Raw genomic sequence first — 24,321 nt, 5'->3', positions numbered from 1 at the left:
ACAGCACTGTCAGCTGTCAGTTTCCCACGAGTGTTGGCACCCAAACTGCACGAATTTCAGCCGGCACCTCTCACCGTTGCAGTGTGCTCGCTCGGCGCAGCGCCCGCACGACACTGTGTTTGCCGAGATCGACCTTGAACGCATTCTGGCCCAACGGCTTTGCCCCGGCCATGGCGAGTTCTGCCGCGCTGGTGAAGCTCTCGGTGGTGGCCGGCTCACCCACGAGGGCCGACTTGGCTTCGGGGACGCGCCACGGTCTGGCAGCCACACCGCCCAGTGCGATGGCGGCTGATGTGACGATGCCATCGGAGATGGTCAGTCCGACGGCGACCGAAACCAGGGCGAACGCATAGCTGTGTCGGTCACGTACCTTGAGATACCAACTGTGGCGGGCGAATGAGGATGGCGGGAGTTCGATCCCGGTGATCAATTCGCCGGGCTGCACCGTGTTGTCGGTCTGCGGAGCGTCCCCGGGCAACCGAAAGAACTGCGTCAGCGGGATCGCCCGGGAACCGGTGCGCGATGCGACGTGTACCACGGCATCGAGGATCGCCAGCGCCACCGCCATATCGGACGGATGCACCGCCACGCACGACTCACTGGCACCGAACAGCGCGTGCTCACGGTTGAACCCGGCGAGCGAACCGCATCCCGAACCGGGTCGGCGTTTGTTGCATGCGGCGAACGACGCCTCCATGAAGTACGGGCAGCGGGTCCGTTGCATCAGATTTCCACCTGCGGTGGCCATGTTCCGCAGCTGAGTCGTCGCGCCGGACAGGATCGCGTGCGAGATCACCGGGTACTGGCTACGGATCAGGCGGTGATTGGCGATCGCACTGTTGGTGGCACCGGCGCCGATCAACACACCGCCACGGTCGGTCGGGGTGATCGTGGCGAGTCCGAGCTTGCCGATGTCGACCAACGACGACGGGGTTTCGACGCCCAGCTTCATCAAGTCCAGCAGATTCGTGCCGCCCGCGTAGAACCGGGCGCCGGCCTCGGCACGCTCGAGGGCGTCATCGATATCGCGCGCGTGGTGAAAGTCGAAGGGCTTCACCGGCGATCACCCGGCAGACAGGACGCGATGGCGTCGACGATGTTCGGGTAGGCGCCGCAACGGCAGATGTTGCCTGCCATGCGCTCACGAATTTCGGCGCTGCACAAGGTTTCCGGTCCTGTCACCACGTCGGCGGCCGGGTCTTCGAACGAGGCGGCCGACAGATCGCCGCGACTGTGTTCGTGCAGCAACGCGTGTGCCGAACTGACCTGACCAGGTGTGCAGTAACCGCAATGGAACCCGTCGTATTCGACGAAGGCATCCTGCAGCGGATGCAGCCGGCCGTCATCGGCGATGCCCTCGACAGTCAGGACGTCCGCGCCGTCGATCGACACCGCGAGCGTCAGGCAACTGACGACCCGTTCCCCGTTGACCGCCACCGTGCAGGCACCGCACAGGCCATGGTCGCAGCCTTTCTTGGTGCCGGTCAACTGAATCTGTTCGCGCAACAGGTCGAGCAGAGTGGTCCGGACGTCGATCGCGACGGTGTACGGGGTGCCGTTGATGGTCAGCTCTATGGCGTGCATGTCGGGGCTCCGGGGAACGGCGGCAACAGGTTCTCGAGCGTGATCGGCAGATCGCGGATTCGGCGGCCGGTGGCGTGGAAGACGGCGTTGGCGATCGCGGCGGGCACGCCGCAGATGCCGATCTCACCGATGCCCCTGGCGCCGAACTTGTCGAGGTGGTCGTCGGTGCTGTCGATGAAGCTGATGTCGAAAACCGGTACGTCGGCGTGCGTCGGGAGGTAGTACTCGCCGAGGGCATGGCCGGTGCCCGGGTCGTACGGCACCTGTTCGAGCAGCGCCATCCCCAGTCCGAACGTGATGCCGCCGATGACCTGACTGCGAGCGAGCTTGGGGTTCATCACCTTGCCGCAGTCCATGACGCCGACCCACCGGGTGACCGTCGCGCGGCCGATCTCTTCGTCGACCTCGACCTCGCAGAAGTGCGCGCCGAACGACTGCGACATCGGACCGGTCTTCGGCGCCCCCTCGCTCGTCACGGTGAAGGACAACCGGTCAAGCAGTTCGGGGCCGGCCGCGACGATGACCTCCGGGAGCGCGATGGCGGGCCGTGCCGGGTCGGAACTGACGATCGCATCGTCGCAGACGTCGAGAGTCGTCGCGTCGGCGCCCGCGTGCGGTGAGTCCGGATCTTTGACCAGATACTCCAGGAGTCGGCGTTTCCACTCCTGGCCGGCGTCGTACACCGCTGAGCCCACCGCGGCGGTCGTCTGTGATGCGCCGCTGTACGGTGCCGGTGGGAAGTCCGAATCGCCCGAACAGAACGAGATCCTCTGTAGCGCACTGCCGGTCGTGTCGGCGGCGATCTGGCTCATCACCGTGCGCACGCCGTTGCCGATTTCGTGTGTCGCCGAGGCGAATTCGATATGACCGTCGGCCCTGGTGGTCACGCGGCACCCGGCAGGCATCCTCCGGCCCGGATAGGTGGCGGTCGCCATGCCCCACCCGACCTGGACCCCATCGCGGCTCATCGTGCGGGGTTCGTCCGGTCGGCGATCCCAGCCGAATCGGCGGGCGCCTTCGCGGTAGCACTCGGTGAGATGTCGCTCAGACCATGGTAGGCCGCTGGCCTGATCGATGGTGGCGTCGTTGGTGATTCGTAGCTGCAGCGGATCGACGTTCAGTGCATACGCGAGTTCGTCCATCGCGACTTCGAGTGCGAACAAGCCGGGCGCCTCGCCCGGTCCCCGCATGAAACACGGCGTGGGGCTGTTGACGCGAGCGACGGTGTGCGACACAACCATCCGCGGTGATTGATAGAGGAACCGGGTGGAAAGTCCTACCGGTTCGCAGAAATGCGCGACGGTGGAGGTCTCGGTGAGGGTGTGGTGCTCGACGCTGGTGAGCTGTCCCGCGCTGTCGGCGATCAGCTGCAGGTGTTGTTCGGTGGGTGGGCGATGGCCCGTCGATGTGAACATCTGCGCCCGGCTGAGGACCAGTTTGACTGGGGTGCCCGCCATCCGCGCGGCGACCGCGCACAGCGCGACGTGCATCCACAAGAAACTCTTGGAGCCGAATGCCCCACCGACCAGCGGTGAGATCACCCGGATCTTGTCGACGGTGGTGCCCAGGTATGCGGCCAGCACTTGACGCTCGCCGGCGATCCATCGGGTGGTGTCGTGGACGATGAGCTGGTCGCCGTCCCATTCCGCGATCGCGGCGGACAGTTCGATGGGGTAGTGGGCGTTCTCCGGTGTGGTGAAACGCGCGGCGACCTTGGTTCCGTCCTCCGGTTCCTCGGCGGGCCCGCGGTGGTCCTGGAGTTTCTCGTCCTCCAGCTTCACGAAATGATCGGGCTGATAGGTACCGGAGCGCACGGCCCCGTCACCGCCGGTGGGCACGGGGCGGTCCAGCACCTCCCGCGCCGTCAGCACAGCGTCGGACTCCTGGTAGGTCAACCGCATCAGCGTCGCCGCGTACTCGGCGTTCTGCGGAGTGTCGGCGACGATGAGCGCCATGTGCTGCCCGCGATGTTGCACGGTCAGGTCGGATAACGGCGGCCGACGCTCCAGTGGCAGATCCCAACTGAGATCGACTGGAAGGGACTGCAGGGCAGGGCAATTGAGCGGAGTCAGCACACATGACACGCCGGGGGCGGCCGCGGCTTCAGCCGCTGTGGCTTCCAGTGAATCGCGGGTGACCTCGCCGTGGACAATCTCGGACTGCACCAGCACCGCGTACTGCAGCCCGGGTACCACGGTGTCAGCGGTGTACCGCGCCGACCCGGTGACCTTTTCGGTTCCCTCGACCCGACTGATCGGGCGGCCGATCACGCGCGGTTCACCTGCATGCGACGAGCATGCCACCGGTCGCGACGAGCGTCCATCCGTCAGATGACTGAGAGTCAGCGTTGCCCTGCCCGGTCCCAGACTGGGGTGCTGTCGCGGGTGCCGAGCCGCGATGCGACCGCGCGCGCGATACCGATCGCGGCGAGGTCTTCCAGCGATCGCAGCCGGTGCTGCTCCCATAGGCGCAGGTGATCTTCCGGCAACGGTTCGCCTGCCGTCCACTTCCGAAACGCCTGGGCCAACAGCGCGGCGTCGGCGATCGACTTCGAGGTTCCCGACGCGGTGTGCGGCCGCACTGTGCCGGCCGCATCGCCGATGACGAACGCAGGCCCGCGGCGCATCCGGGCACCGGCCAGATCCATCACGGGTTGCAGGAACGGTCGCGACAGCCGGACCAGCCGCGACAACAATGGCGGCAGATCGGTTTCTGCCAGCATCAGCAGGGTTGCCATGCTGGCCTCTGATACGTCCGTCGTGGGCAGGAAGTACTCGTAGCGACGCCCCGACTGTCCGGTCATGATGCCGTCGAACGCCTCTTCGGAGGCGTTGATGTACCACACCCAGTTGACCCGTCGGCGTCCCGGCGCGGTCTCGCCGGCAGGCCCTGGTACCAGATAGCAGAGAAACTGAATCCCGTTGGCGCTGTACAGGGTAAACCGGTCGGTCAGCTCACTGGTGATGTCTGTCGGCAGCTCGTCCTCGGTCTCCAAACCCCGCCACGCCACGTATCCGGTGTACTGCGGATGGGCGGCCGACACCGTCTGACGCACCGTGGATCCGATTCCGTCGGCCCCGATGACCAACGTCCACGTGGACGTGGTGCCGTCGGCGAAGGTGAGGTCGACGCCCTGTTCCCCCGGCGTGACGCCGGTGACGGTGACGCCTTGGCGATAGTCGACACCCGGAATCGTGGCGCGGAACGTGCGGTAGAGCGTGTCCCACGCAGTCATCGTCTGCGGCATCGCGAAGGTTCGCGGCGGGCTGTTGCGATGAAGCAGTTGGCGTTCCCCAAGCGCAACGCTGACCGCGTCGGGTTGGACGCCCGAGACCGACAGCAGATATTCGATTTCGGGCTGCACGACGATTCCGGCGCCGCGGCCTTCGAGCGGTCCGGCGGTCTGCTCGAACACGGTGATCTCGGCGTCGGTGGTCCGGCTCAGTTCCGCGGCGGCCGCGAGCCCGGCCAGGGAGCCGCCCACGATCGCGATCGTCCAGGGGGCGCTCACAGGTTCAGGATCCGATCGGCATTGCCTGCGGCCACGGCGGCCAATTCCGATGGCGGCAAGGCGAAATGCTCCTCCAGTGTCGCGACACGGACCGTGAACTCGTCTGCGCTTGCTGGTGACGGTTTCACGGTGATCGTCATGCGGCCTCCTGGGTTCCGTGCGTCAGTTCTCTCACTGCAAGGCAGGCGACGTCATCAGTCAGGTGACTGATGGGTACGACGGGGAGGGTCGGATATACAGGGGTGGCAGACACTGCGCATCAGACGCGTCCCTAATGGAGGGGGTGATCAGTGTCAGCTAGCGGCGGTCTTGATGTCATACAGGTTTTCGGGCGCCCGAACTCGCCGGACGGCTACGACATCCGAGATTTCCTCGGTCGCAGCGTCGTCGAGTTCACCTGGACCGACCTGATCTCCGACGACGATGCACGTGCCCGCGCCGGTGTGATGGGGCTCGACGACCCGCGGCTTCCGGTGTGCGTGCTGCCCGACGGCCTGCGGATCGAGTCCGCGACTGTGCGCAACATCGCCGGACACCTCGGTTGGCTGACCGCACCTTCCGCCACCACCTACGACGTGTCGATTTACGGAGCGGGGCCTGCGGGGTTGAGTGCCGCGGTTTATGCGGCCTCAGAAGGACTCAGCACCGTGCTGCTCGAGCGCCAAGCCGTCGGCGGACAAGCCGGCACGAGCTCGCTGATCGAGAATTACCTCGGCTTCCCGGGCGGGATCAGCGGCGCTCACCTCGCGGAACGAGCTCGCCAGCAAGCCGTGGCGTTCGGCGCCGAGATCCTGCTGCTGCAAGAGGGGGTCAAAGCCACGTTTCGAGATGGTGGGATCGTGGTGGATCTTGCTGGCGGCGGAACGATGGCGGCTCGAACCAACATCTGTGCTACCGGTGTCGAGTACAACCGGCTCAATCTTGCCGGCGAGGACCGGTTGGCCGGTGCGGGGCTCTACTACGGCGCAGGCGCGGCGGAAGCACCGTTGTGCTCGGGCGAAGATGTGTACGTCCTCGGCGGGGGCAACTCGGCGGGGCAGGCCGCCCTGCACATGGCCGCGTACGCACGAACGGTCACCGTGATGATGCGTGCGGCAAGGCCGGCCGCATCGATGTCTGCTTACCTCCTGGATCGCCTTACTGCCACTCCCAATGTCGTCATCCGCGTACGCAGCACGGTGACCAAACTCGAGGGTGACGAGTACCTGACAGGTTTTCGCGTTCGCACCGAGAACGACGATGAGGTCGGAATCGAAACCACTCGTCTCTTCGTGCTGATCGGTGGGCGGCCCAACACCGAGTGGGCAAACGATACCGGCATCATCCGGGATGCCAACGACTACCTGCTCACTGGCCCCGACCTGCTCGTCAATGGCCGACCACCGGCTCACTGGCCGCTGGACCGTCAGCCCTACCATCTCGAAACCAGCGTTCCCGGTTCATTTGCGGTGGGTGACGTTCGGCATGGCTCGATCAAGCGCGTCGCCTCCGCGGTCGGGGAAGGGGCCATGGCAGTTTCACTCGTCCACCGTTATCTGGAGGAGACGGGACAGTCGGATGACTGATGACGCATCGCTGCCCACGTGCGACTCTCGGGCACACGACCGTCCAGCAGTACGGGCGCAATCGCACGGCATATCAGATCGGAGGAGGCCGGATGGCCGATCTGTCGGACAAGGTGGCGATCGTGACGGGCGGCGGCTCGGGGATCGGTGAGGCAGCGGCACTGGCCATGGCGAGGGCCGGCGCGGCAGTTGTCATCGGGGGCCGCGACGCCGTGAAAGGTGAGCGGGTGGTGCAAGCGATTCGAGACAGTGGGAGCCGGGCGATCTTCCAACCGACCGACGTGAGCAGACCCGATGATGTGAAGGCGTTGGTCGACCGGACGGTCAGCGAATTCGGCCGTTTGGACCTCGCCTACAACAATGCCGGGGCCGACGGCGAGCAGGTGCCGTTGCACCAGCAGGGCGTCGACGGCGCGTCGTTCCTCGTCGATGTGAACATCAAGGGCGTGTTCTACTGCATGAAGTACGAGATCGAGCAGATGCTCAGGGCCGGTGGCGGGGCGATCGTCAACACCTCTTCGATCTTTGGACTGAACGGCTATCCCGGGTGGTCGTTGTACACCGCGACCAAGCATGCGGTCACCGGTATGACCAAAGCGGCCGCTCTCGACTACGCCCAACAGAACATCCGGGTGAACGCAGTAGGGCCGGGACCTGTTGAAACGGCTCTGCTGGCAAAAGGAACCGGCGGTGACCCGCACAGCTATGCCGCTTTCGTGCCGATGGGTCGAATCGGCCAACCTGACGAGATCGCCGACGCTGTGGTCTGGTTGCTGTCGGACGACGCGCGTTACGTCACCGGTCACACGCTACCCGTCGACGGCGGGGTGTGTGCTCAGTGACGTAACGCGGAACCCGTTGTGCTACAAGGTGGAGTCGAGTTGGCCAAGCCGGTCGGTGAGCCGCAGGTTCTCTGAATAGTCGACGGGACATGCGATCACCGTGACTCCGGCGCTGCCGAGTGCAGCTGTCAGCGTTGGCAGCAGCTGATCGGCTGACTCGATGCGATATCCCTTGGCGCCAAAGCTTTCGGCGTAGGTGACGACATCGGGATTGGTGAAGCCGACGTTGTAGTGGGCGCCTAGTTCGAGGTCCATTTTCCACTCGATGAGCCCGTATCCGCTGTCTTCCCAGATCAGCACGACGAGCGGAATACTCTCACGTACCGCAGTCTCGATTTCTTGCGAGTTCATCAGGAAGGCACCGTCGCCCATGACGGCGAGCACTTTGACGTCGGGGCATGCCAGTTTGACGCCGAGCGCGCCCGGCAAGGCGAACGCCATGGTGGACAAGCCATTCGAGATCAGGCACGTATTGGCAGCGTAGGTCGGATACAGTCTGGCCATCCACATCTTGGCCGCCCCGGTGTCGACGAGGACAATGTCGTCACGGCCCAGTGCCGCCCGGGTATCGCTGACGACACGTTGGGGTGCAAGGGGAAATCGCGAATCCTGTTGTCCGCGAGCGAACTCCTCGGCGAGAAGGCCACAGCCGCGCGGCGCGATGTCATCGAGCCGTCCGCCGTGGCCCGCCAGACCATGGGTGAGAGCGTCGAGCGAGGCACCGATGTCACCGATCACACCGACTTCGACCGGATAATGGGCATCGACTTCGGCTGGGAATCTGTGCACATGCACGATCTTCTTGTCCCGGCGCGGGTTGATCCGCACGGGGTCGAACTCCTGCAATTCGTATCCGGCCGCGACGATGACGTCCGCGTCGTCGAATCCGAAGTTGACGTAATCGTGGCGCATGAACCCTATGGTGCCGATGCTGTTCGGATGGTCATCGGGCAACACGCCCTTGCCGTGGAACGTGTGTGCGACCGGCATGTGGAGAAGTTCGGAGAACGCGGTGATGGCCTGCGCCGCGTGACCGCGCGCGGCGCCGTGGCCCACGAGCATGATCGGGCGCTGCGCCTCTCGCAGGACTTCGACCGCTCGTCGAATCTGATCGGGTGATGGCGCATTCGGGTGAACAACGTTTCGTGGCAGCGGTTTCAGGTCGTACTGGGTGGTGTCGGCGTCGATGTTCTCCGGCACGGCCAGATACACGGCGGCCGGTCGCTCGGCCTCCGCGAGTTTGAAGGCCTTACGGAACATCTCGGGTATCGCATGGGGACTGGGCACACCGTCAGCCCAACGGGTGATCGGAGTGAACATCGCCACCAGGTCGACTGACTGGTGGGATTCCTTGTACTCCCGGTCCTGGCCCACCTGCGCGGAAATCGCCACCAACGGTGTGCTGTTCGTGGTCGCGTCGGCGACACCCAGTTGCATGTTGATTGCCCCGGGGCCCAGAGTTGTCGAGACCACTGCCGCGCGACCGGTCACCCGGCCGTACATCTCTGCCATGAACGACGCAGCCTGCTCGTGTCGCGTCAGGACGTACCGGATCCCCGAGTGGGCCAGCGCCTGCATGAACCGGATGTTTTCCTCGCCGGGGATTCCGAAGACAACTGAAACCCCTTCGGCCTCCAGGCATTCGACCATCAATTGGGCGGCTGTGTTCATTTCGATCTCCCTCGCGGCTGGGAACGACACGCTAAGCTGCAGAATACAATTCAATCTACAGACGGAAGGGACGATTCTCGTGCCCATCGCCACAATCAATCCGACCACCGGTGAGACCGTCAAGATGTTCGATCCGCTGAGTGAGGCGGATATCGACTCCGCCATCGAACGCGCACACAACCGGTTCCAGTCCTACCGCCACACCAGTTTCACCGACCGTGCCCGGTGGGCCAATGCCACGGCTGACCTTCTCGAGAAGGAAGCTGATCAGACCGCCGCGATGATGACCCTGGAAATGGGAAAGACGCTGGCATCGGCGAAGGCTGAGGCGCTGAAGTGTGCCAACGGGTTTCGCTACTACGCTGAGCACGCCGCGACAATGCTCGCCGACGAACCTGCCGACAACGTCGCGGTGGAGGCCAGCAATGCGTACTCCCGCTATCAACCGCTCGGAGTGGTGCTCGCCGTCATGCCGTGGAATTTCCCGCTGTGGCAAGCGGTTCGGTTTGCCGCTCCGGCTCTGATGGCAGGAAATGTGGGGCTGCTCAAACACGCGTCCAATGTGCCGCAGAGCGCGCTGTACCTTGCCGACGTGATCGCCCGCGGTGGCTTTCCCGACGGCTGCTTTCAAACCCTGCTGATCCCCTCCGGTGATGTCGAACGGGTACTGCGGGATCCGCGTGTGGCAGCGGCGACCCTCACCGGTAGCGAACCCGCAGGCCGGGCTGTCGCCGCGGTCGCCGGTGACGAAGTCAAGCACACGGTCCTCGAACTGGGTGGCAGCGATCCGTTCATCGTCATGCCGTCTGCCGACCTTCGGGCAGCGGTCGACACCGCGGTGATCGCGCGGATCCAGAATGCGGGACAATCCTGTATCGCGGCCAAACGATTCATAGTCCACGCTGACGTCTACGACGCGTTCGTCGAGATGTTCGTCGCTCAGATGCAGAATCTGCGGGTGGGAGACCCGACTGACCCAACCACGGACGTCGGGCCGCTGGCGACCGAGCAGGGCCGCCTCGACGTCGAGAAGCTCGTCGCCGATGCAGCCGCGGACGGTGCGGTGATTCGTTGTGGCGGAAAACGTCTGGACCGGCCAGGCTGGTTCTACGCACCTACTGTGATCACCGACATCACCCGTGACATGCCGATCTTCGCCGAAGAGGTGTTCGGCCCTGTCGCGTCGGTGTACCGGGCGGCTGATATCGACGAGGCGATCCGCCTCGCCAATGACACATCGTTCGGTCTGGGCTCCAGTGCATGGACGCGTGACGAGGCCGAACAACGACGGTTCGTCGATGAGATCAGTGCCGGGCAGGTATTCATCAACGGTATGACGGTGTCCTATCCGGAACTCCCGTTCGGCGGCATCAAACGATCCGGTTACGGTCGGGAACTGACCGCGCACGGTATCCGCGAATTCTGCAATATCAAAGGTGTCTGGATCGCATAGACCGCCGCGAGATAGGTCCTGCCCATCAGTCACCTGACTGATGGGCAAGACGGGGCGCTCGGATATACAGGGTGCGGAACACCGCGCGCCGAGAGGAGCACGATCAGGGACGACGGCCCTTGTCGACCTCCTGGCTGCCCGGCGAATCTCAGACTGGGAGGAACTCGATGAACAGCTGGACCCGACTGCGCTGGGCCGCAGCGACTCTCGCGGTAGCCACGGCCGCGGCGTGCGGCGGGTCTCAGACTCCTGCGCAGCCGACAACGAGCGCCACCACCGAAGTCGGCAGTCAAGCAGTAGGCCCGCAGTATGACAGCGTTCATGTGTACGTCCAGCCCGGTCGGCTGGATGCGTTCGTGAGCAGTTGGCTGGCGACGTTCGGGGGTACCGCCAAACCGGCTGCGGTCGTCACCGTCACCCCGACGCCCAGCCAGACCAGGTCGCAGCTGATCCTGTCACCCGTAGGCACCGTCTACGCCTTCGAGTTCATCTCTGCGGTGCCCTACCCGTTCGGTACCGAACGCACCGGATGGCTGATGGGCAACCTCGACGCCGGCGTTCAGCAGGCGCGCGACGCTGGGGCTGCGGTCGTCGTGGCTCCGTTCGCCGATCCGATCGGTCGGGATGCCATCGTCCAGTTCCCGGGTGGCGTCAACGCCCAGCTGTATTGGCACACAACCCCACCCAGCTATCCACCACTGGCGACAGTGCCTGACAACCGGATCTACCTGCCGGCCGACTCGGTCGACAAATTCCTGCCGTCCTACCTGAGTTTTACGCAAGGAACACTCGACGCCGACACGACTTCTGCTGACGGCGCGCTTATCGGCAAGCCGGGCACGACTTTCCGTCACATCCACCTCAGCTCGCCCTTCGGAAACACAGCAGTATTCGTTACCGATGGCCAGTTGCCGTACCCGTACGGTCATGAGCTCGCGGGGTATCAGGTCGCCGACGTCGCGGCTACCGTCGCCAAAGCGACAGCAGCGGGGGCCCAGGTATTGGTGCCCGCCGCGCGCATCGGCGCCACCACCGCGGCGATGCTGCAATGGCCCGGTGGTTATATCGCCGAAATACACAACGGCTGACGCAAAACACACTCAGCCGGTGACGGTTTCGTCCAGCCACTCCTCGAAACGCTGCCAGCCGATCTCCGGATAGGTCTGCCGCAGTCGCACGATGTCGGCGCTGTAGCCGTGTTCGGACAGATAGGTGAACATTGCCCGCATGTCGGGGGATCCGATGCGGGCCGGGTCGAGTGTGATGAGTTCGATTGGTCGGCCCACAGTTTGCTCCAGGGCGGCGGTCATCTGGCGCGGTGTCGGCGCGTCGGACGCCACATCGATGCGGGACCCGATGAAGCGCTGCGGATCGTGCAGAACCGTGGCCACGAACCGGCCGAGGTCGCGGCGGGAGAGTTGTTGCAGCGGCGTCGTGGGCGGAATCGGTAGGGAGAATCTGCCGGTCCGTAGTTCGTCGAGACCACCGAGCATGTTGTCGTAGAAGTAGGTGGGTCCGACGATGGTGTAGGGCACACCGGATTCGGCAAGCGCTGTTTCGATCGCTGCTTTGCTCTCGAAGTGCGGGATTCCGGTGTGCCGATCGGCATTGGCCACCGACGAGAAGACCAAGTGTGGCACTTGAGCTTTGGCGGCGGCCGTGACCATGTTGAGGCCTTGTTCCAGCTCGGCGTGCGGGCCGTCCTCGAACGGTGTGGTGACCGCGAAGACTCCGGTGGCATCAGCGAATGCGCGGGCCAGGGCGTCGATATCGGCAAGGTCGGCTGTCGCCACCTCGACACCCGTCTGTGAAAGATGTTGTGCCCGGCGCGAATGAGGATTGCGGGTGACCGCCCGAACATGTGATCCGCGGTGCTGGAGGGCGGCTGCGACGGCGCCGCCCGTTGCTCCGGTCGCACCGATGACCGCGTATGTTGCTGGCAAGGTCCTACTTCCTTTCACTTGGAGAGCGGGCGGGGATCAGACACGTCGAGCGCCCATGTCACCGACGGTCACGAGGCCGGCAGAAGACATGAGTACCGGTTCGCTGGACTGGCCCTCCATGGTGAGTCTCAGCGTCGTGCGGCCCGACGTCATCAGTCGGATGACTGACGAGGTTCAGGATGAACATCCGGGTGTACGCGTCGCGGCGTAGGGTGGGAACGCTGCGGGTGAGGCCGCCGCATCGTCAGGGAGGACGTCGTGAGCCGAGACGTTGTGTTGGATCCGACCATCGCGCGGCTGGTCGCCGCGATGGCGATACCACCGACGCTCGGACAGCTCGGCCCACAGGACGGACGGCTGGCGCTGCGGGAGGCGCAGCGGAGCACCGTCGAGCAACCGGGTACCGCGGCGCGGTTCCACACCGCCCCGGTAGGACCGTCCGATCTGGTCGGCTTCTGGGTGGTGCGGCCACTCGGGACCTCGGGACCACTGCCGGGGGTGCTGTACATCCACGGCGGCCGCTTCATGTTCGGCGACGCCGACACGCACGGCCACATCGTCGCGGCGATCGCCACGAAATGCGGTGCCGCGGTGGTGGTACCCGAGTACAGCCGGACGCCCGAAGCCCGCTACCCGGTCGCCCTGGAAGAGTGTTACGCGACCCTGTTGTGGATTCGTGACAACGCCGAGTCGATCGATATCGACCCGAAAACCCTTGCATTGGCCGGAGATTGTGCGGGCGCGACGATCGCGGCCGCGATGAGCATGGTGTGCAAATCCCGCGGCGGTCCCCGCATCCGTGCGCAACTGCTCTATTACCCGCCCACCGACGCACGGTGCGAATACCCGTCGCACGAGATGTTCGCCGAGGAGTATCTGCTCACCAGCGACGAACAGGCCTGGTACTGGGAACATTACTGCGATGGTGATCCGGACCAACCGACGGTGTCCCCATTACGCGCATCACCTGCGGATCTCGCCGGTCTGCCGCCGACACTGATCATCACCGCGGAAGCCGACGTGGTGCGTGACGAAGGCGAGGCATTCGCGGCATCGCTCCGCGCGGCAGGGGTGCCCGTGACCTGCACCCGCTACCTGGGTACTGTGCATGATTTCGTGGTACTCAGCCAGTTGAGCGAAACCCCGTCGGCCCGTGCGGCACTGGATCAAGGCATCCGCTTTCTCAAACAAGCGATACACCCGTGACGGCCATTCCGACCCTTCCCGTCGTCGGCCGTGGCAAGCTGGTCCGGTTGGTCACCGCTGTCGCTTCCGGTGCGGCCGGCGCACCGCGGGCGATCATCCTGGCGGGTGAGCCGGGGATCGGTAAGTCCACGCTGCTGCGCCACGCGATGGCCGAGGTGCCCGCGGCGACGCGGGTGCTATTCGCCGGCGGGACCGAGCCCGACCAGGTACCGCCGTTCACCGCGCTGGCAGAGCTCATCCGTCCCATCGTCGACCGGGTGTCGGCGCTACCGGCCGAATTCCGGGATGTGCTGACCGACGTGCTGGGCACGCGTGCGGACTCGGCAACTCTCGGGCCTGCCCTGATTCAGCAGGCCGTGCTGGCGCTGCTGGCGGCGGCAGCGGCGCAACACCCGCTGCTGCTGGCGCTCGACGATTTCGACCGGTTCGAACCGGATTCTCGGCAGGTGCTCACCTATGTCATCGGGCGGGTACCGCATCTGCCGATACGGATGTTGATGAGTGCCCGCCGGGTAGACCTGCTGTGCGGCATCGATCGGTCGGTGGTCGTCGTCGAGGTCACCCCGCTGTCGGACGCGGAGTCCGCCGACGTGATCGAGGCGCAGTCCGTGGTACCCGACGCGAGCGTGCGTGGGGAGATCATCCGCTGGTCCGGGGGAAACCCGTTGGCGCTCATCGAGTCCGCGCGGTTCTACGGCAAGTCGGGCTCGGCGTCCTTCCGGGGCAATCACATGGTCGGCAGCGGATTCGCGAATACGCTGTTCGCCGCGCAACTGGGCGCTTTACCTGCCGATGCACGTCGGCTGGCATTGTTCGCCGCGGCGGGCGCCGGTTACGAGACCATCGACACCATCACTGCGGCAGCGGGTTTCGGTACCGAGCTGGCCCGCTGGGAGCCGGCGCTCGCGGCCGGACTGGTGGCGATCGGTGACGACCGGCGGGTGCGGTTCAGTCACCCACTGTTGCGCACCATCGCCTACAGCGAGGGTGACCTGGATGAACGGCGTGCCGCTCATGTGGCGCTCGCCGCATCGCCGCATCTCGACGTGTCCTGTCGCGCATGGCATCTCGCCGCCGCCGCGTCCGGGCCGGACGAGATGGTGGCCGCCCTGCTGGAGCAGGGCGCCGATCAGTCGCAGCAACGTGGCGGTTATCTGGAGGTGGCACGGGCGCTGCAGCGGGCCGGCGAATTGAGCCCGGGCTGCGCTGACGCCGCTCGTCGATTTACCCTTGCCTCGGCTGCGGCCAACTTCGGCGGGGATCCGGCCTGGGCCCTGTCCTTGAGTGCGAGTGCCATTCGCAGCTCGACGGATTCCGAAATCGTCGGCCATGCCGCACTGACCCGAGCTTCGATTCTCGTGCAGTCCGCACGTCCGACCGAAGCTGCCGAGCTGGTTCGCAGCATCCTGGATGGATCGCGACCGGCCAATACGCGGCTGCGTCTGGCGTTGATGTACGTCGCCGCGTCGGCGGCATACTATTCGGGCGACCTCGTGCATCGCAGGAATCTGCGTCGCTGGCTCGATGAAACCGCCGGCGACGTTCTCGGCGAGAGTGCTTTTCCCACACCGCTACCCGCCGAGTCTGGCCCATTACAGCGGGCTTACGTGGCGATGTACGCCGACAGTGCGGCCACCCCGTACAGCCGGCCGGCCCCGTGGAACCGGCGCTGGCTACAGCCCATGTCGGCACCGGTCGAGCCGTATCGCCGGCTCATCGTCGGTGCGATGGCCTACGCCACCGAGGACAGCGGCATGGCGGTCACCGAGCTCAGGGAGGGCATCGAACAGCTGAAGTCGGCCGGAGGCATGCGGGGCTTCACCTACGCCATGGCGGCCCTGGGCTGGGCGCTGCACGACACCGGCCGCTGGTCGGAGTTGCAGAAACTGCTCGACGAGACCGAGACCCTGTGTGCGGTCTATGATCTCGCCCTGTTGCACGCCGAGAGCAGCGCCACCCGGGCGCATCTGCTGGCCTGCCTGGGCGACGTCGAGGGGGCCGAGACGGCACTGCGGGCGGCGGCGCGGATCAGGGCTGACAACGGCGGGGCGGCGACGGCGGTGGCGCTGGTCCGGGCCACGGGCTGGAATGCGTTGACACGCGGCGATTTCGAGGGCGCCTACCACACCTTCCGTCGGCTGTTCGATGCCGACGGCGAACCCGTGCACTTCGTGTTGTCGCATCGCGGGATCGCCGATCTGGCGTGGGCGGGAGCGCGCAGCGGGCACGGGGACGAGATCAGGCCGCTGGTCGTGTCGATCGGCCGGCAGATGGGGTCGAATCCGCCGGTGCGGCTGAGGCTTTTGCGGCATCAGGCGCTGGCGTTGACCACGTCGACGCATCTGGCTGAGCGGCACTATCGGTTGGCGGTCTTCGACCCGGCGGGGGACCAGTGGCCGATGGAACGAGCCCGGGCTCGACTGCACTACGGCGAATGGCTACGTAGGGTTCGGCGACCTGCCGAGGCGCGTACCCAGTTGACTGCGGCACTGGAGGTGTTCGACCGGTTGGGTGCGGTGCCGTTCGCCAAGATCACCCGGGCAGAGCTGAGGGCGGCCGGGGTCACGGCGTCGGCGTCGTCTTCCGCGGTCGAGGGCATGGGCTCCCTGACGGCCCAGGAGCGCCAGATCGTCGCGATGGCAGCATCCGGTCTCACCAACCGCGAAATCGCTCAACGGCTGAACCTCTCGCCGCGCACGATCGCCTCCCACCTGTACAACGTCTACCCCAAACTCGGGGTGAGTCGCCGCCACCAGCTGCGTGACGTGGTCACCGATGGTCCGCAGCCCTGATCGGTTCAGCTGCCGAACGCCGACGTGATCGCCGACGTCGCCTGGGCGGTCGCCGCCCGCGCGGCGTCGGACCCACACAGTGCGTTGACCACGACGAACCCGTGGATGACGGCGTCGTACCGCACCGCCGTCGTCGGGACACCCGCGGCGAAGAGTTTGGCGGCGAACGCCTCGCCCTCGTCGCGCACCACATCGGCCTCGGCGGTGATGACCAGTGACGGCGGGAAGCCGGCGAGCTCGTCCACCGGTGTGCGCAGCGGAGACACGGTAGGCTTTGTGCGGCTTGCGGAATCGGGCAGGTACTGATCCCAGAACCACCGCATGGTCGTGCTGCGCAAGTGATATCCCTCGCCATATGTGCGGTGTGACTCGGCGTCGCAGGACGCGTCGGTGACCGGGCAGAATCCGACGAACTGTCTGATCCCGCTGTGCCCGTTACGCAGGCAGCGCGACACCAGGGTGATGGCCATGGTCGCGCCGACACCGTCACCGCCCATCGCGATCCGCCTCGTGTCGAGCCCGTGCCTGCCGCCCTCGGTGAACACCCACTGGGCGGCGGACCAAATCTCATTCAGTGCAACGGGATAGCGCACCTCAGGGGAGAGACTGTATTCGGGGAACACGATGGCGGCGCCCGTCATCACCGCGAGCTCGCGCACCAGGCGAGCGTGACTGCGGGCGCTGCCGAACACCCAGCCGCCGCCGTGCAGGTAGAACAACACCGGCAGACGGCCACCGGCGTTCGGCGGCACGATCATTCGGATCCGCACCGGTCCTGTCGCACCGGCGACCATCAGCCGGCGTTCCCGCAGCGGGGACTCGACGGGCTCGCGTTGCCAGTTGTCGATCATCCGGCGCCCTGCCGCGGGGCTCACCGTATCCGGTGCCGGCAGCGCGGCCGTGTTCGCCAGGAAAGACTGCGTGGCCGGTTCGAGAACCACGCCGCGAGGATTGACGGTCAACGGCGTCCCCATCATTCGGGCCGTTTGCCGATTCAGTATCCGGGCGCGGGCAGCCTTCTCGCATCAGTCAGATGACGGTTGGACGCTTCCGGTTTCAGTGGTTGCTCGGATCGGTGAGTACCTCGACCATGGCCGGTCCGGGGTGGCTGAGTGCTTCGGTGATCGCCGAGCTCAGATCTTGTGCATCGGTGACGCGTCGGCCGTAGGCGCCGCAGTCTCGGGCGTAAGCGGCGAAGTTCGGATTGTGCAGGGAGGTCTGCCACACCGCGTATTCGGCGCTGCGTTGTTCCTCGCTGATCTTGGCGAGTTCGCCGTTGTTGAGCAGGATGTGGGTGATGTTCATGTCGTACTTCACCGCGGTGGTGAAATCGCCAAGGTATTGGCCGAATCCGCCGTCGCCGGTGATGGCCACGATGGGACGGTCGGGTGCGGCGGCCCAGGCGCCCATCGCCGCGGGAAAGCCGAATCCGATCGACCCGAGATACCCGGACATCAGGACCGACTGCTCGGTGGTTTCGAAGTACCGGCCGAACGAGTACGCATGATTACCCACGTCGACCGTCAGGACGGCATCCGCCGGTGCCAGACGGCTGAGCTCCTCGAATACCGTTGCGGCAGCGACCCGTCCGCCCAACTGTTTGTCGGCGCGGCGCGCTTTTTCCGTCCGCCACACCGACCAGCGGTCGGCGATCTCCGGACGCTGATCCACCAGGGCCGGGTTCGGGCGAACAGCGTCGAGGACGGCGGCGGCGGTGACCCCCACGTCGCCGAGCACCGGTACCGCGACGGGACGGAACCGTCCGAGCATCATGGGGTCGGTGTCGATCTGGATGATCGGCTTGTACGGCGAGATCCCGGTGTGATTCGAGAACGAGGCGCCGAACACCAGCAGCAGATCGGCCTTGTTCATCATCCACGACGCGACGGGCGTGCCGGACCGGCCGAGCACGCCACAGGCCAGCGGGTGGGCATCGGAGATCTGCCCCTTGGCCTTGAACGTGGTGAGTACCGGTGCATTCAGACGTTCGGCGAGGACGACGACCGCGGGCATGTCGAACTTCGCGCCGGCCCCGACGATGATCAGCGGTCTGGTCGCAGTTGCGATCAGCTCGAGGGCCTGCTGGAGCGCGGCCGCCGGGGGTGACACCCGGAGATCAGGCATCCGGCCTTGGGGCCCAGAGGATTTCTGTTCAGGGGCTTCGAGAATCTGCACCTCGTCGGGCAGCACGAGGTGGCCGACTCCGCGGTCCAGGATGGCGTGCTTGAGCGCCATGGTCATCAGCTCGGCGTGGTCGGAACCCGAGCGCACCATCGCCGAGTACACGGAAACATCGGCGAACGCGGCGAGCAGATCGATGTCCTGGAAGGCGCCCTTGCCCGCGACCGACGAATCCACGTTGCCGGACAGGGCGAGCACGGGAGCACGATCGGATTTCGCGTCGTACAGACCCGTCAGCAAGTTGGTGGAGCCGGGCCCGGCGATACCGAAGCAGGCGGCAGGCCTGCCGGTCAGCTTGCCGTAGGCGGCTGCCGCGAACGCCGCGGCGCCCTCGTGCCGGATGCCGAAATACCGCAACTTTCCGGCTGTTTCCGCTCGGTGCATGGCTTCGGCAAGGCCGAGGTTCGAGTGGCCGACCATGCCGAAGACGGTGTCGACGCCCCAGTTGGTCATGGTCTCCAGCAGCACGTCGCTGACGGTGCGCGGGTGGGGAGCGGGAGTGGGTGTGCCGACGTAGACGCCGTCCTCGCGGACCTCCACCGGATAGGTGCGCACGTTGAAGTCGGGCCCACCCGCGGCCTCACCGGTGAACGGGTCGAAGTCGAAACCATGCCACGGGCAACGGATCTTGTCGTTTTCCAGGGTGCCCTGGCCGAGCGGGCCACCCTGATGGGGACACCGGTTGTCGATGGCGCCGTACCGGCCGTCGAGTTTGGTCAACGCGACGGTCTTGAGTCCGGCCGGGCACATGGTCACTTCGCCGTCGTCGAGGGCGTCGGCGTCGATAGCCTTGTGCCAGGCGAGGTCCTGTTCGGTCACAGTGTCGTGGCTCCTGCATACGGGACTCCACTCAGGTAGGCGAAGTCGCGGTCGAAGGTGATGAGGTCGTCGAGTTCGAAGTCGGCCAGCCGCCGGTGGCCGCAGGCCCGGGCGAGCACCACCATCAGATCCACGGCGGTCAGCAGGAAGCGGTGCAGCCGCTCCGCCGCGGCCTGGACCGGCAGGCGCGACCGCAGTCGCGGATCCTGGGTGGCGATCCCGGCCGGGCAGGTGTTGGTGTTGCAGGCACGCATGCCGACACAGCCGATGGCCTGCAGCGCCGCGTTGGACAGACCGATCGCGTCTGCGCCCAGCGCCATCGCCTTCACCATGTCCGCCGAGGTGCGGATGCCGCCGGTGACCGCGAGCGTGACGTGGTGAGCGTGGGCGTTGTCCAGATGCCGCCGTGCCCGCCCCAACGCGGGAATCGTGGGCACCGAGATGTTGTCGCGGAAGATCGTCGGCGCCGCGCCGGTGCCACCGCCACGGCCGTCGAGAATGAGGTAGTCGACACCGATCTCGAGGGCGGCGTCGATATCACGCTCGATGTGCTGCGCACTCATCTTGTACCCCACCGGGATTCCGCCCGAGACCTCCCGGACCTCGGCGGCGAATTCCTTGAACGGGGTCAGCGTGGTCCAGTCGGGGAACCGGGCCGGAGAGATCGCCGCGGTGCCCGGCGGGAGGCCGCGCACTTCGGCGATCCGCCCGACCACCTTGGGGCCGGGGAGGTGCCCGCCGGTGCCGGTCTTGGCGCCCTGCCCGCCCTTGAAGTGGAAGGCCTGGACCTTGTGCAGGTGTTCGAAGCTCCAGCCGAACCTGCCGGATGCCAGCTCGTAGAAGTACTTCGAGTTCTCCTGCTGCTCTTCGGGCAACATGCCGCCCTCGCCCGAGCAGATCCCGGTCCCGGCGAGTTCGGCGCCCGCCGCGAGTGCGGTCTTTGCCTCTTCGGAGAGCGCGCCGAAGCTCATGTCGCTGACGAACAACGGGATGTCGAGCACCAGCGGGCGCAGGGCGTTCGGGCCGATCACCGTCTGCGTACTCACCGCCTCGTCGTCGAGCAGCGGGAGGCGGGCCAGTTGTGCGGTGACCAGTTGGATCGAATCCCACGACGGCAACTGGTCGCGCGGCACTCCCATGGCCGCCGTCGGCCCGTGGCCACCGAAGTTGTTCAGTCCGTGCGCGGCCAGTTCATGGATCAGGGTGACGAACGGTTCCTCGGCGGTGTCGGAGGCCTTGATCCACCTGCCTTGATAGCCGTCGTCGGCATAGGTCTGCGGGTTGGCGCGGGCGAAGTCGGCGACGGCCGACTCGTCGAGGTACACCGAGCCGTCGGCCACCCACGCGGGGAAACTGGCCAACGCGACCGACGGGTTGACCGGTGATATGCCGGAATCGATTTCATAGCGCCACCCGTGCACGCCGCACACCAGGAGGTCGCCTTCGATGCGGCCGTCCGCCATCAGGGCTCCGCGGTGGGCGCACCGGCCGTGCAGCGCGGAGACCGCGTCACCGCGGCGCACCAGCACCACGTCGACACCTGCCGCGACGACAGTGTGCGGGGTGTTCTCGGGTAGTTCGGCGAGCGAGGCGACGCGAAGTGCTGTCGTCGGTTCAGTTGTCACGCGCTCATCTCCACCGTTGAACTCTCGGCCATCGGCAGCGCGGACGCATCAGTCATATGACTGATGCGTTGCCTTGTTGGCGGTGCGGCTCTCAGACGAGGCGGGGTCGGGAATGGAACTCGGCATGGTGGCGGGCCAGCACGTCATCGCCGAAATCCCCACTGGGATCCCGCCACACCGTGTGGATGTGGTTGACGTCGCGCTGGGTGTTGTCGTACTCGGCGAGCAGGCGCGGCCCCTGCAGCCGGTAGTAGTGCGGTTGGCCCCGTTCGAAGCCGCCGGCCCAGGCGAAATGTACGGCGTCGAGTTTGGCCCCGGCGAACTTCTCGGCTTCGCGTGCGGCGAGTTCTTCGGGGATCCTGCCGACGAAGACGTCGAGCACGGCCCGCAGCAACTCCTGTTGGCTTTTGGTCATCGCGCTTGCCGCAACGCCTTTCGGAGCCGTCGTGAGGCTCAGGGCGCGGAGATGTTCGGGCAGCAGTCCGGCCTGGATCTCCGACGTGTCGTGCATGGAGTGGACCAGGTCGCGCAGCCGGGGATCGGTGAAGGGTGCCCGCCACACATCGGGCAGCCCCATCATCATGTCGCCGTCGTGCAGCTGGGGGCGGTTTCCGCCGACGATGTCGACCGGGGCGACCGTACTGATCAGCGCCTCGGCGGTCTGACCTTCGTCGAGCGATCGGACCAGTTCGCGGGCCAGGTCTTCGGCGGCTCCCAAGGGGCGCAGCAGATGTCCGCCGAGCAACGGCGATTCGGCGGGTCCGCGCCCAGGAAGCTGGGTGAGCTGGCGATGACCTCGCCGTCGCGGACCGAATGCTGCACCGAGACGTGGTGACCGCCGAAGCGCCACGACCACGGGCCCCGCAGGTCGGGTTCGCCGAATATCTTGAGCCAGTACATCTGCGGATCCCGACCGCGTTCGCGGCCCCAGTCCACCTGCCAGTTCTCGACCTGGTCGAGGACGTTCTCCAGCCCCATGATCGTCGTCGCGGTGACGTAGCCGGGTTTGGACAGGCCGGTCGCGACCAACTGCATGGCGCGACCCTGCTGCGCCGGCCGCATGTCCGCCAGCGGCAGTCCGCCGTGGTCGGTGGGGGTGTAGAACCAGCGGTGGCGCTCCTCTTCGGAGGGCCACGGCGCCACCGCCCGGTCGAGTTGGTCCGACGAGAGTTCGGCCAACCAGGCTTGTGCGGCCTCAAACATGCGCTGTGCCGGATTCATCGCGTCCTCCGTTCGAGTGAGCCGGTGTGCACCACTCATCGACGAACACTACGCAGCGCAAACAGACACTGGACTGTGTGAATGCACAGCATGTAGCGTCCGCATTGTTGATTCTCCCAAGGTTTGCGGTTCCGGCGAAGGAGCTAGGGGATGCGTACCTACACGAGCGGTGAGATGCGGCAGTGGCTCGGCGGGGTCGGCGACCTGGCCGCGGCCGTCAACGCCGCAACGCCGTTACCCAAGCTGCTGGACCTGATCGCCGAGACCGCCTGTGCCCTCACCGGTTACGAGGCCAGCGGGGTGCTGCTCGTCGACGACGACCGGCACCGCCTGTATATCTCCGGGTCGTCGGGGCTGTCGGTGGAATACGTCGCGGAGGTCAACGAACGCAGGACGATCACCGTCGATTCCGGTCCCTTGTCGGGTGGTCCGTCGACGTGGGCGTTCCGGTCCGGCGAGCCCGCGATCGTGTCCGATATCCTCGCCGACCCCTCGTTCGCCCCGTGGGCCTGGCTGGCCGACAACTACGGATACCGGGCGATGGCCGCCGTGCCGCTGCTGGTCGACCGGGCTCCTGTCGGCACGTTGAACTGTTACCGGACCTCGGTGCACGACTTCGGGCCCGACGAGGTCGCGCTGCTGTGGACGCTGGCGAATCAGGCCGGTACGGCGTTGCAGAGTTCCCGGCTGATCAGTTCGCTGACGGAACAACGCCGGCTGCTCGAGCAATCCGAGGACATCCACCGTGAGCTCACCGAAGTGGTGCTACGCGCCGGCGGAGTGCAGGGCGTTGCCGAGGCGTTGGCACGCTTGCAGCGCCGTCCTGTGCTCGTCACGGACGCCGCCGGTCTCGTCGCCGCCAATGCGCCGCACGAAGGTGTGCAGCTCGCTCCCGAGCCGATCGTCCCCGGGCAATTGCCCGACGGGATCGGGGAAGTGGCCCAGCGGAATCGGGTGACTGCCCCGGTGTCGTTGGGCCGTGAGGTGGTCGCGCGGCTCTGGGTTCCGGGCCGCCTGGCCGATTTTTCCGAACTCGACCAGCGGGCGCTGGAACACGCAGCTGTGGTGTGTGCGCTGGAGTTCCTGCGCCAGCGCACGGCGACCGACGTGGAATGGAGCTTGCGTTCGGATCTGCTGGCCGACTTTCTCGCAGGCGCCGCCTCGGATGCGTTGAGCACGCGTGCCGGAGCGCTCGGGCACGATCTGACCCGCGCCCACACCGTGATCGTGGCGGCATCCGACGGCGACGGCGGGCCGGGACGGACCCGGTCGTTGTTGTCGACGGTGCGCGCCGTGGCCGCGCAATGCGAACCGCGGCCGCTCGTGACGAGCACGGGCGGCGACGTGCTCGTGTTGTGGCCCGAGTCCTCGCGTGCCGAATCCCCGGCGCAGGCTGCTGAACGCATTCGGTATGTGGTGAGCCGGCCGGCGGGAGCTCATACGGCAACCGTCGTCATCGGCCACCGGTGCGAGCGCCTGGCCGACGCGCGGGCCGCGATGGGAACCGCCAGAGCCGCACTGGAATTGGCACGGTTGCACGGCACGAATCGCGTTGTCACGCTGCCCGATCTCGGGGTGTACGGACTGCTGCTGCAGCTCAACGATCCGCACGAGCTCGTCCGATTCTCCGATCACACCCTGGATGCGTTGCGCAAGTACGACGAGCGCAAGAACGCCCAGCTGGTCGCGACCGTGCGCACCTATCTCGAGCAGGGAATGAACGTCGGCCGTACTTCGGCCGCCTTGTTCGTCCACCAGAACACCATCGGGCTGCGTCTGAAGAAAGTCGAAGAAGTTGCGGGCCTGTCCCTTCAGCAGCCGGAATCCTGGCTGCAGCTGAAGCTCGCGCTGATGGCCGCCGACGTGCTCGGTGGAGCTCAACCTGTCGTGACCGAGTGAGACCGTCGG

Annotated in this window: 19 protein-coding genes; 7 read left to right on the top strand and 12 right to left on the bottom strand. The window is 66.1% G+C overall.

Features of this window, described 5'->3' with window-relative positions:
- Positions 1–70: 70 nt before the first annotated feature.
- From BST13_RS08910 to BST13_RS39030, 5 genes are all read right to left on the bottom strand, one after another.
- Positions 71–1,057, bottom strand: coding sequence for an FAD binding domain-containing protein (locus BST13_RS08910; RefSeq protein WP_083162724.1), 987 nt, complete (start codon positions 1,055–1,057; stop codon positions 71–73).
- A complete protein-coding gene (locus BST13_RS08905) occupies positions 1,054–1,584 on the bottom strand; it encodes a (2Fe-2S)-binding protein (RefSeq protein WP_083162722.1) in 531 nt (176 codons plus the stop codon). The genes BST13_RS08910 and BST13_RS08905 overlap by 4 nt, the downstream gene beginning before the upstream one ends.
- Positions 1,572–3,854: a xanthine dehydrogenase family protein molybdopterin-binding subunit gene (locus tag BST13_RS08900; protein ID WP_245839457.1), complete on the bottom strand. Its 2,283-nt coding sequence runs from the start codon at positions 3,852–3,854 to the stop codon at positions 1,572–1,574. The genes BST13_RS08905 and BST13_RS08900 overlap by 13 nt, the downstream gene beginning before the upstream one ends.
- Before the next feature lie 71 nt (positions 3,855–3,925).
- The gene (locus tag BST13_RS39690) at positions 3,926–5,095 is read right to left on the bottom strand and encodes an FAD binding domain-containing protein (RefSeq protein WP_083162718.1); all 1,170 of its coding nucleotides are present in this window, start codon (positions 5,093–5,095) and stop codon (positions 3,926–3,928) included.
- Positions 5,092–5,235, bottom strand: coding sequence for a hypothetical protein (locus BST13_RS39030; RefSeq protein ID WP_158087130.1), 144 nt, complete (start codon positions 5,233–5,235; stop codon positions 5,092–5,094). The genes BST13_RS39690 and BST13_RS39030 overlap by 4 nt, the downstream gene beginning before the upstream one ends.
- Before the next feature lie 150 nt (positions 5,236–5,385).
- On the opposite strand from BST13_RS39030, the gene BST13_RS08890 reads away from it, so the two are divergent.
- Positions 5,386–6,660, top strand: a complete 1,275-nt coding sequence (locus tag BST13_RS08890; protein ID WP_083162716.1) for an NAD(P)/FAD-dependent oxidoreductase — start codon at positions 5,386–5,388, stop codon at positions 6,658–6,660.
- Between the two features lie 92 nt (positions 6,661–6,752).
- Positions 6,753–7,502: a glucose 1-dehydrogenase gene (locus tag BST13_RS08885; protein WP_083162922.1), complete on the top strand. Its 750-nt coding sequence runs from the start codon at positions 6,753–6,755 to the stop codon at positions 7,500–7,502.
- Positions 7,503–7,523: 21 nt separating this feature from the next.
- On the opposite strand, the gene BST13_RS08880 is transcribed toward BST13_RS08885, so the two are convergent.
- Entirely contained in the window at positions 7,524–9,173 is a 1,650-nt protein-coding gene (locus tag BST13_RS08880) for an acetolactate synthase large subunit (RefSeq protein ID WP_083162714.1), read from the bottom strand.
- Positions 9,174–9,252: 79 nt separating this feature from the next.
- On the opposite strand from BST13_RS08880, the gene BST13_RS08875 reads away from it, so the two are divergent.
- Entirely contained in the window at positions 9,253–10,626 is a 1,374-nt protein-coding gene (locus tag BST13_RS08875) for an NADP-dependent succinic semialdehyde dehydrogenase (protein WP_083162712.1), read from the top strand.
- A gap of 167 nt (positions 10,627–10,793) precedes the next feature.
- Positions 10,794–11,714, top strand: a complete 921-nt coding sequence (locus tag BST13_RS08870; protein ID WP_083162710.1) for a glyoxalase — start codon at positions 10,794–10,796, stop codon at positions 11,712–11,714.
- 12 nt (positions 11,715–11,726) lie between these two features.
- Here the strand turns inward: BST13_RS08870 and BST13_RS08865 are convergent, their stop codons facing one another.
- Complete coding sequence (locus BST13_RS08865; RefSeq protein ID WP_083162708.1) at positions 11,727–12,569, bottom strand: NmrA/HSCARG family protein; 843 nt, start codon at positions 12,567–12,569, stop codon at positions 11,727–11,729.
- A gap of 258 nt (positions 12,570–12,827) precedes the next feature.
- Here BST13_RS08865 and BST13_RS08860 point away from each other — a divergent pair, with 258 nt between their 5' ends.
- Together BST13_RS08860 and BST13_RS08855 are read left to right on the top strand one after the other, a co-directional pair.
- Positions 12,828–13,775: an alpha/beta hydrolase gene (locus BST13_RS08860; protein WP_245839456.1), complete on the top strand. Its 948-nt coding sequence runs from the start codon at positions 12,828–12,830 to the stop codon at positions 13,773–13,775.
- Complete coding sequence (locus tag BST13_RS08855) at positions 13,772–16,567, top strand: LuxR family transcriptional regulator (RefSeq protein ID WP_083162706.1); 2,796 nt, start codon at positions 13,772–13,774, stop codon at positions 16,565–16,567. The genes BST13_RS08860 and BST13_RS08855 overlap by 4 nt, the downstream gene beginning before the upstream one ends.
- A gap of 5 nt (positions 16,568–16,572) precedes the next feature.
- Here the strand turns inward: BST13_RS08855 and BST13_RS08850 are convergent, their stop codons facing one another.
- The 5 genes from BST13_RS08850 to BST13_RS40160 form a co-directional block, all read right to left on the bottom strand.
- Positions 16,573–17,508 (bottom strand): alpha/beta hydrolase, encoded by a 936-nt coding sequence (locus tag BST13_RS08850; protein WP_245839454.1) that lies wholly within the window; start codon positions 17,506–17,508, stop codon positions 16,573–16,575.
- Positions 17,509–17,623: 115 nt separating this feature from the next.
- On the bottom strand, positions 17,624–19,567 hold the full coding sequence (locus BST13_RS08845; RefSeq protein WP_083162704.1) for a thiamine pyrophosphate-dependent enzyme: 1,944 nt from the start codon (positions 19,565–19,567) through the stop codon (positions 17,624–17,626).
- On the bottom strand, positions 19,564–21,192 hold the full coding sequence (locus tag BST13_RS08840) for a glutamate synthase-related protein (protein WP_083162703.1): 1,629 nt from the start codon (positions 21,190–21,192) through the stop codon (positions 19,564–19,566). Before BST13_RS08840 ends, BST13_RS08845 begins: the two co-directional genes overlap by 4 nt.
- A 91-nt stretch (positions 21,193–21,283) precedes the next feature.
- Positions 21,284–21,910 (bottom strand): DUF3500 domain-containing protein, encoded by a 627-nt coding sequence (locus BST13_RS40165; RefSeq protein ID WP_211296048.1) that lies wholly within the window; start codon positions 21,908–21,910, stop codon positions 21,284–21,286.
- Positions 21,838–22,452 carry a DUF3500 domain-containing protein gene (locus tag BST13_RS40160; RefSeq protein ID WP_211296047.1) on the bottom strand — a complete coding sequence of 205 codons (615 nt, stop codon included), beginning with the start codon at positions 22,450–22,452 and terminating at the stop codon, positions 21,838–21,840. Before BST13_RS40160 ends, BST13_RS40165 begins: the two co-directional genes overlap by 73 nt.
- A gap of 111 nt (positions 22,453–22,563) precedes the next feature.
- Here BST13_RS40160 and BST13_RS08830 point away from each other — a divergent pair, with 111 nt between their 5' ends.
- Complete coding sequence (locus BST13_RS08830; protein WP_211296046.1) at positions 22,564–24,312, top strand: helix-turn-helix domain-containing protein; 1,749 nt, start codon at positions 22,564–22,566, stop codon at positions 24,310–24,312.
- Positions 24,313–24,321: the final 9 nt, after the last annotated feature.

Origin of the sequence: Mycobacterium aquaticum (assembly GCF_002086485.1) — a bacterium.
GTDB lineage: Bacteria > Actinomycetota > Actinomycetes > Mycobacteriales > Mycobacteriaceae > Mycobacterium > Mycobacterium aquaticum.
This window is presented reverse-complemented; position numbering and strand designations above follow the sequence as displayed.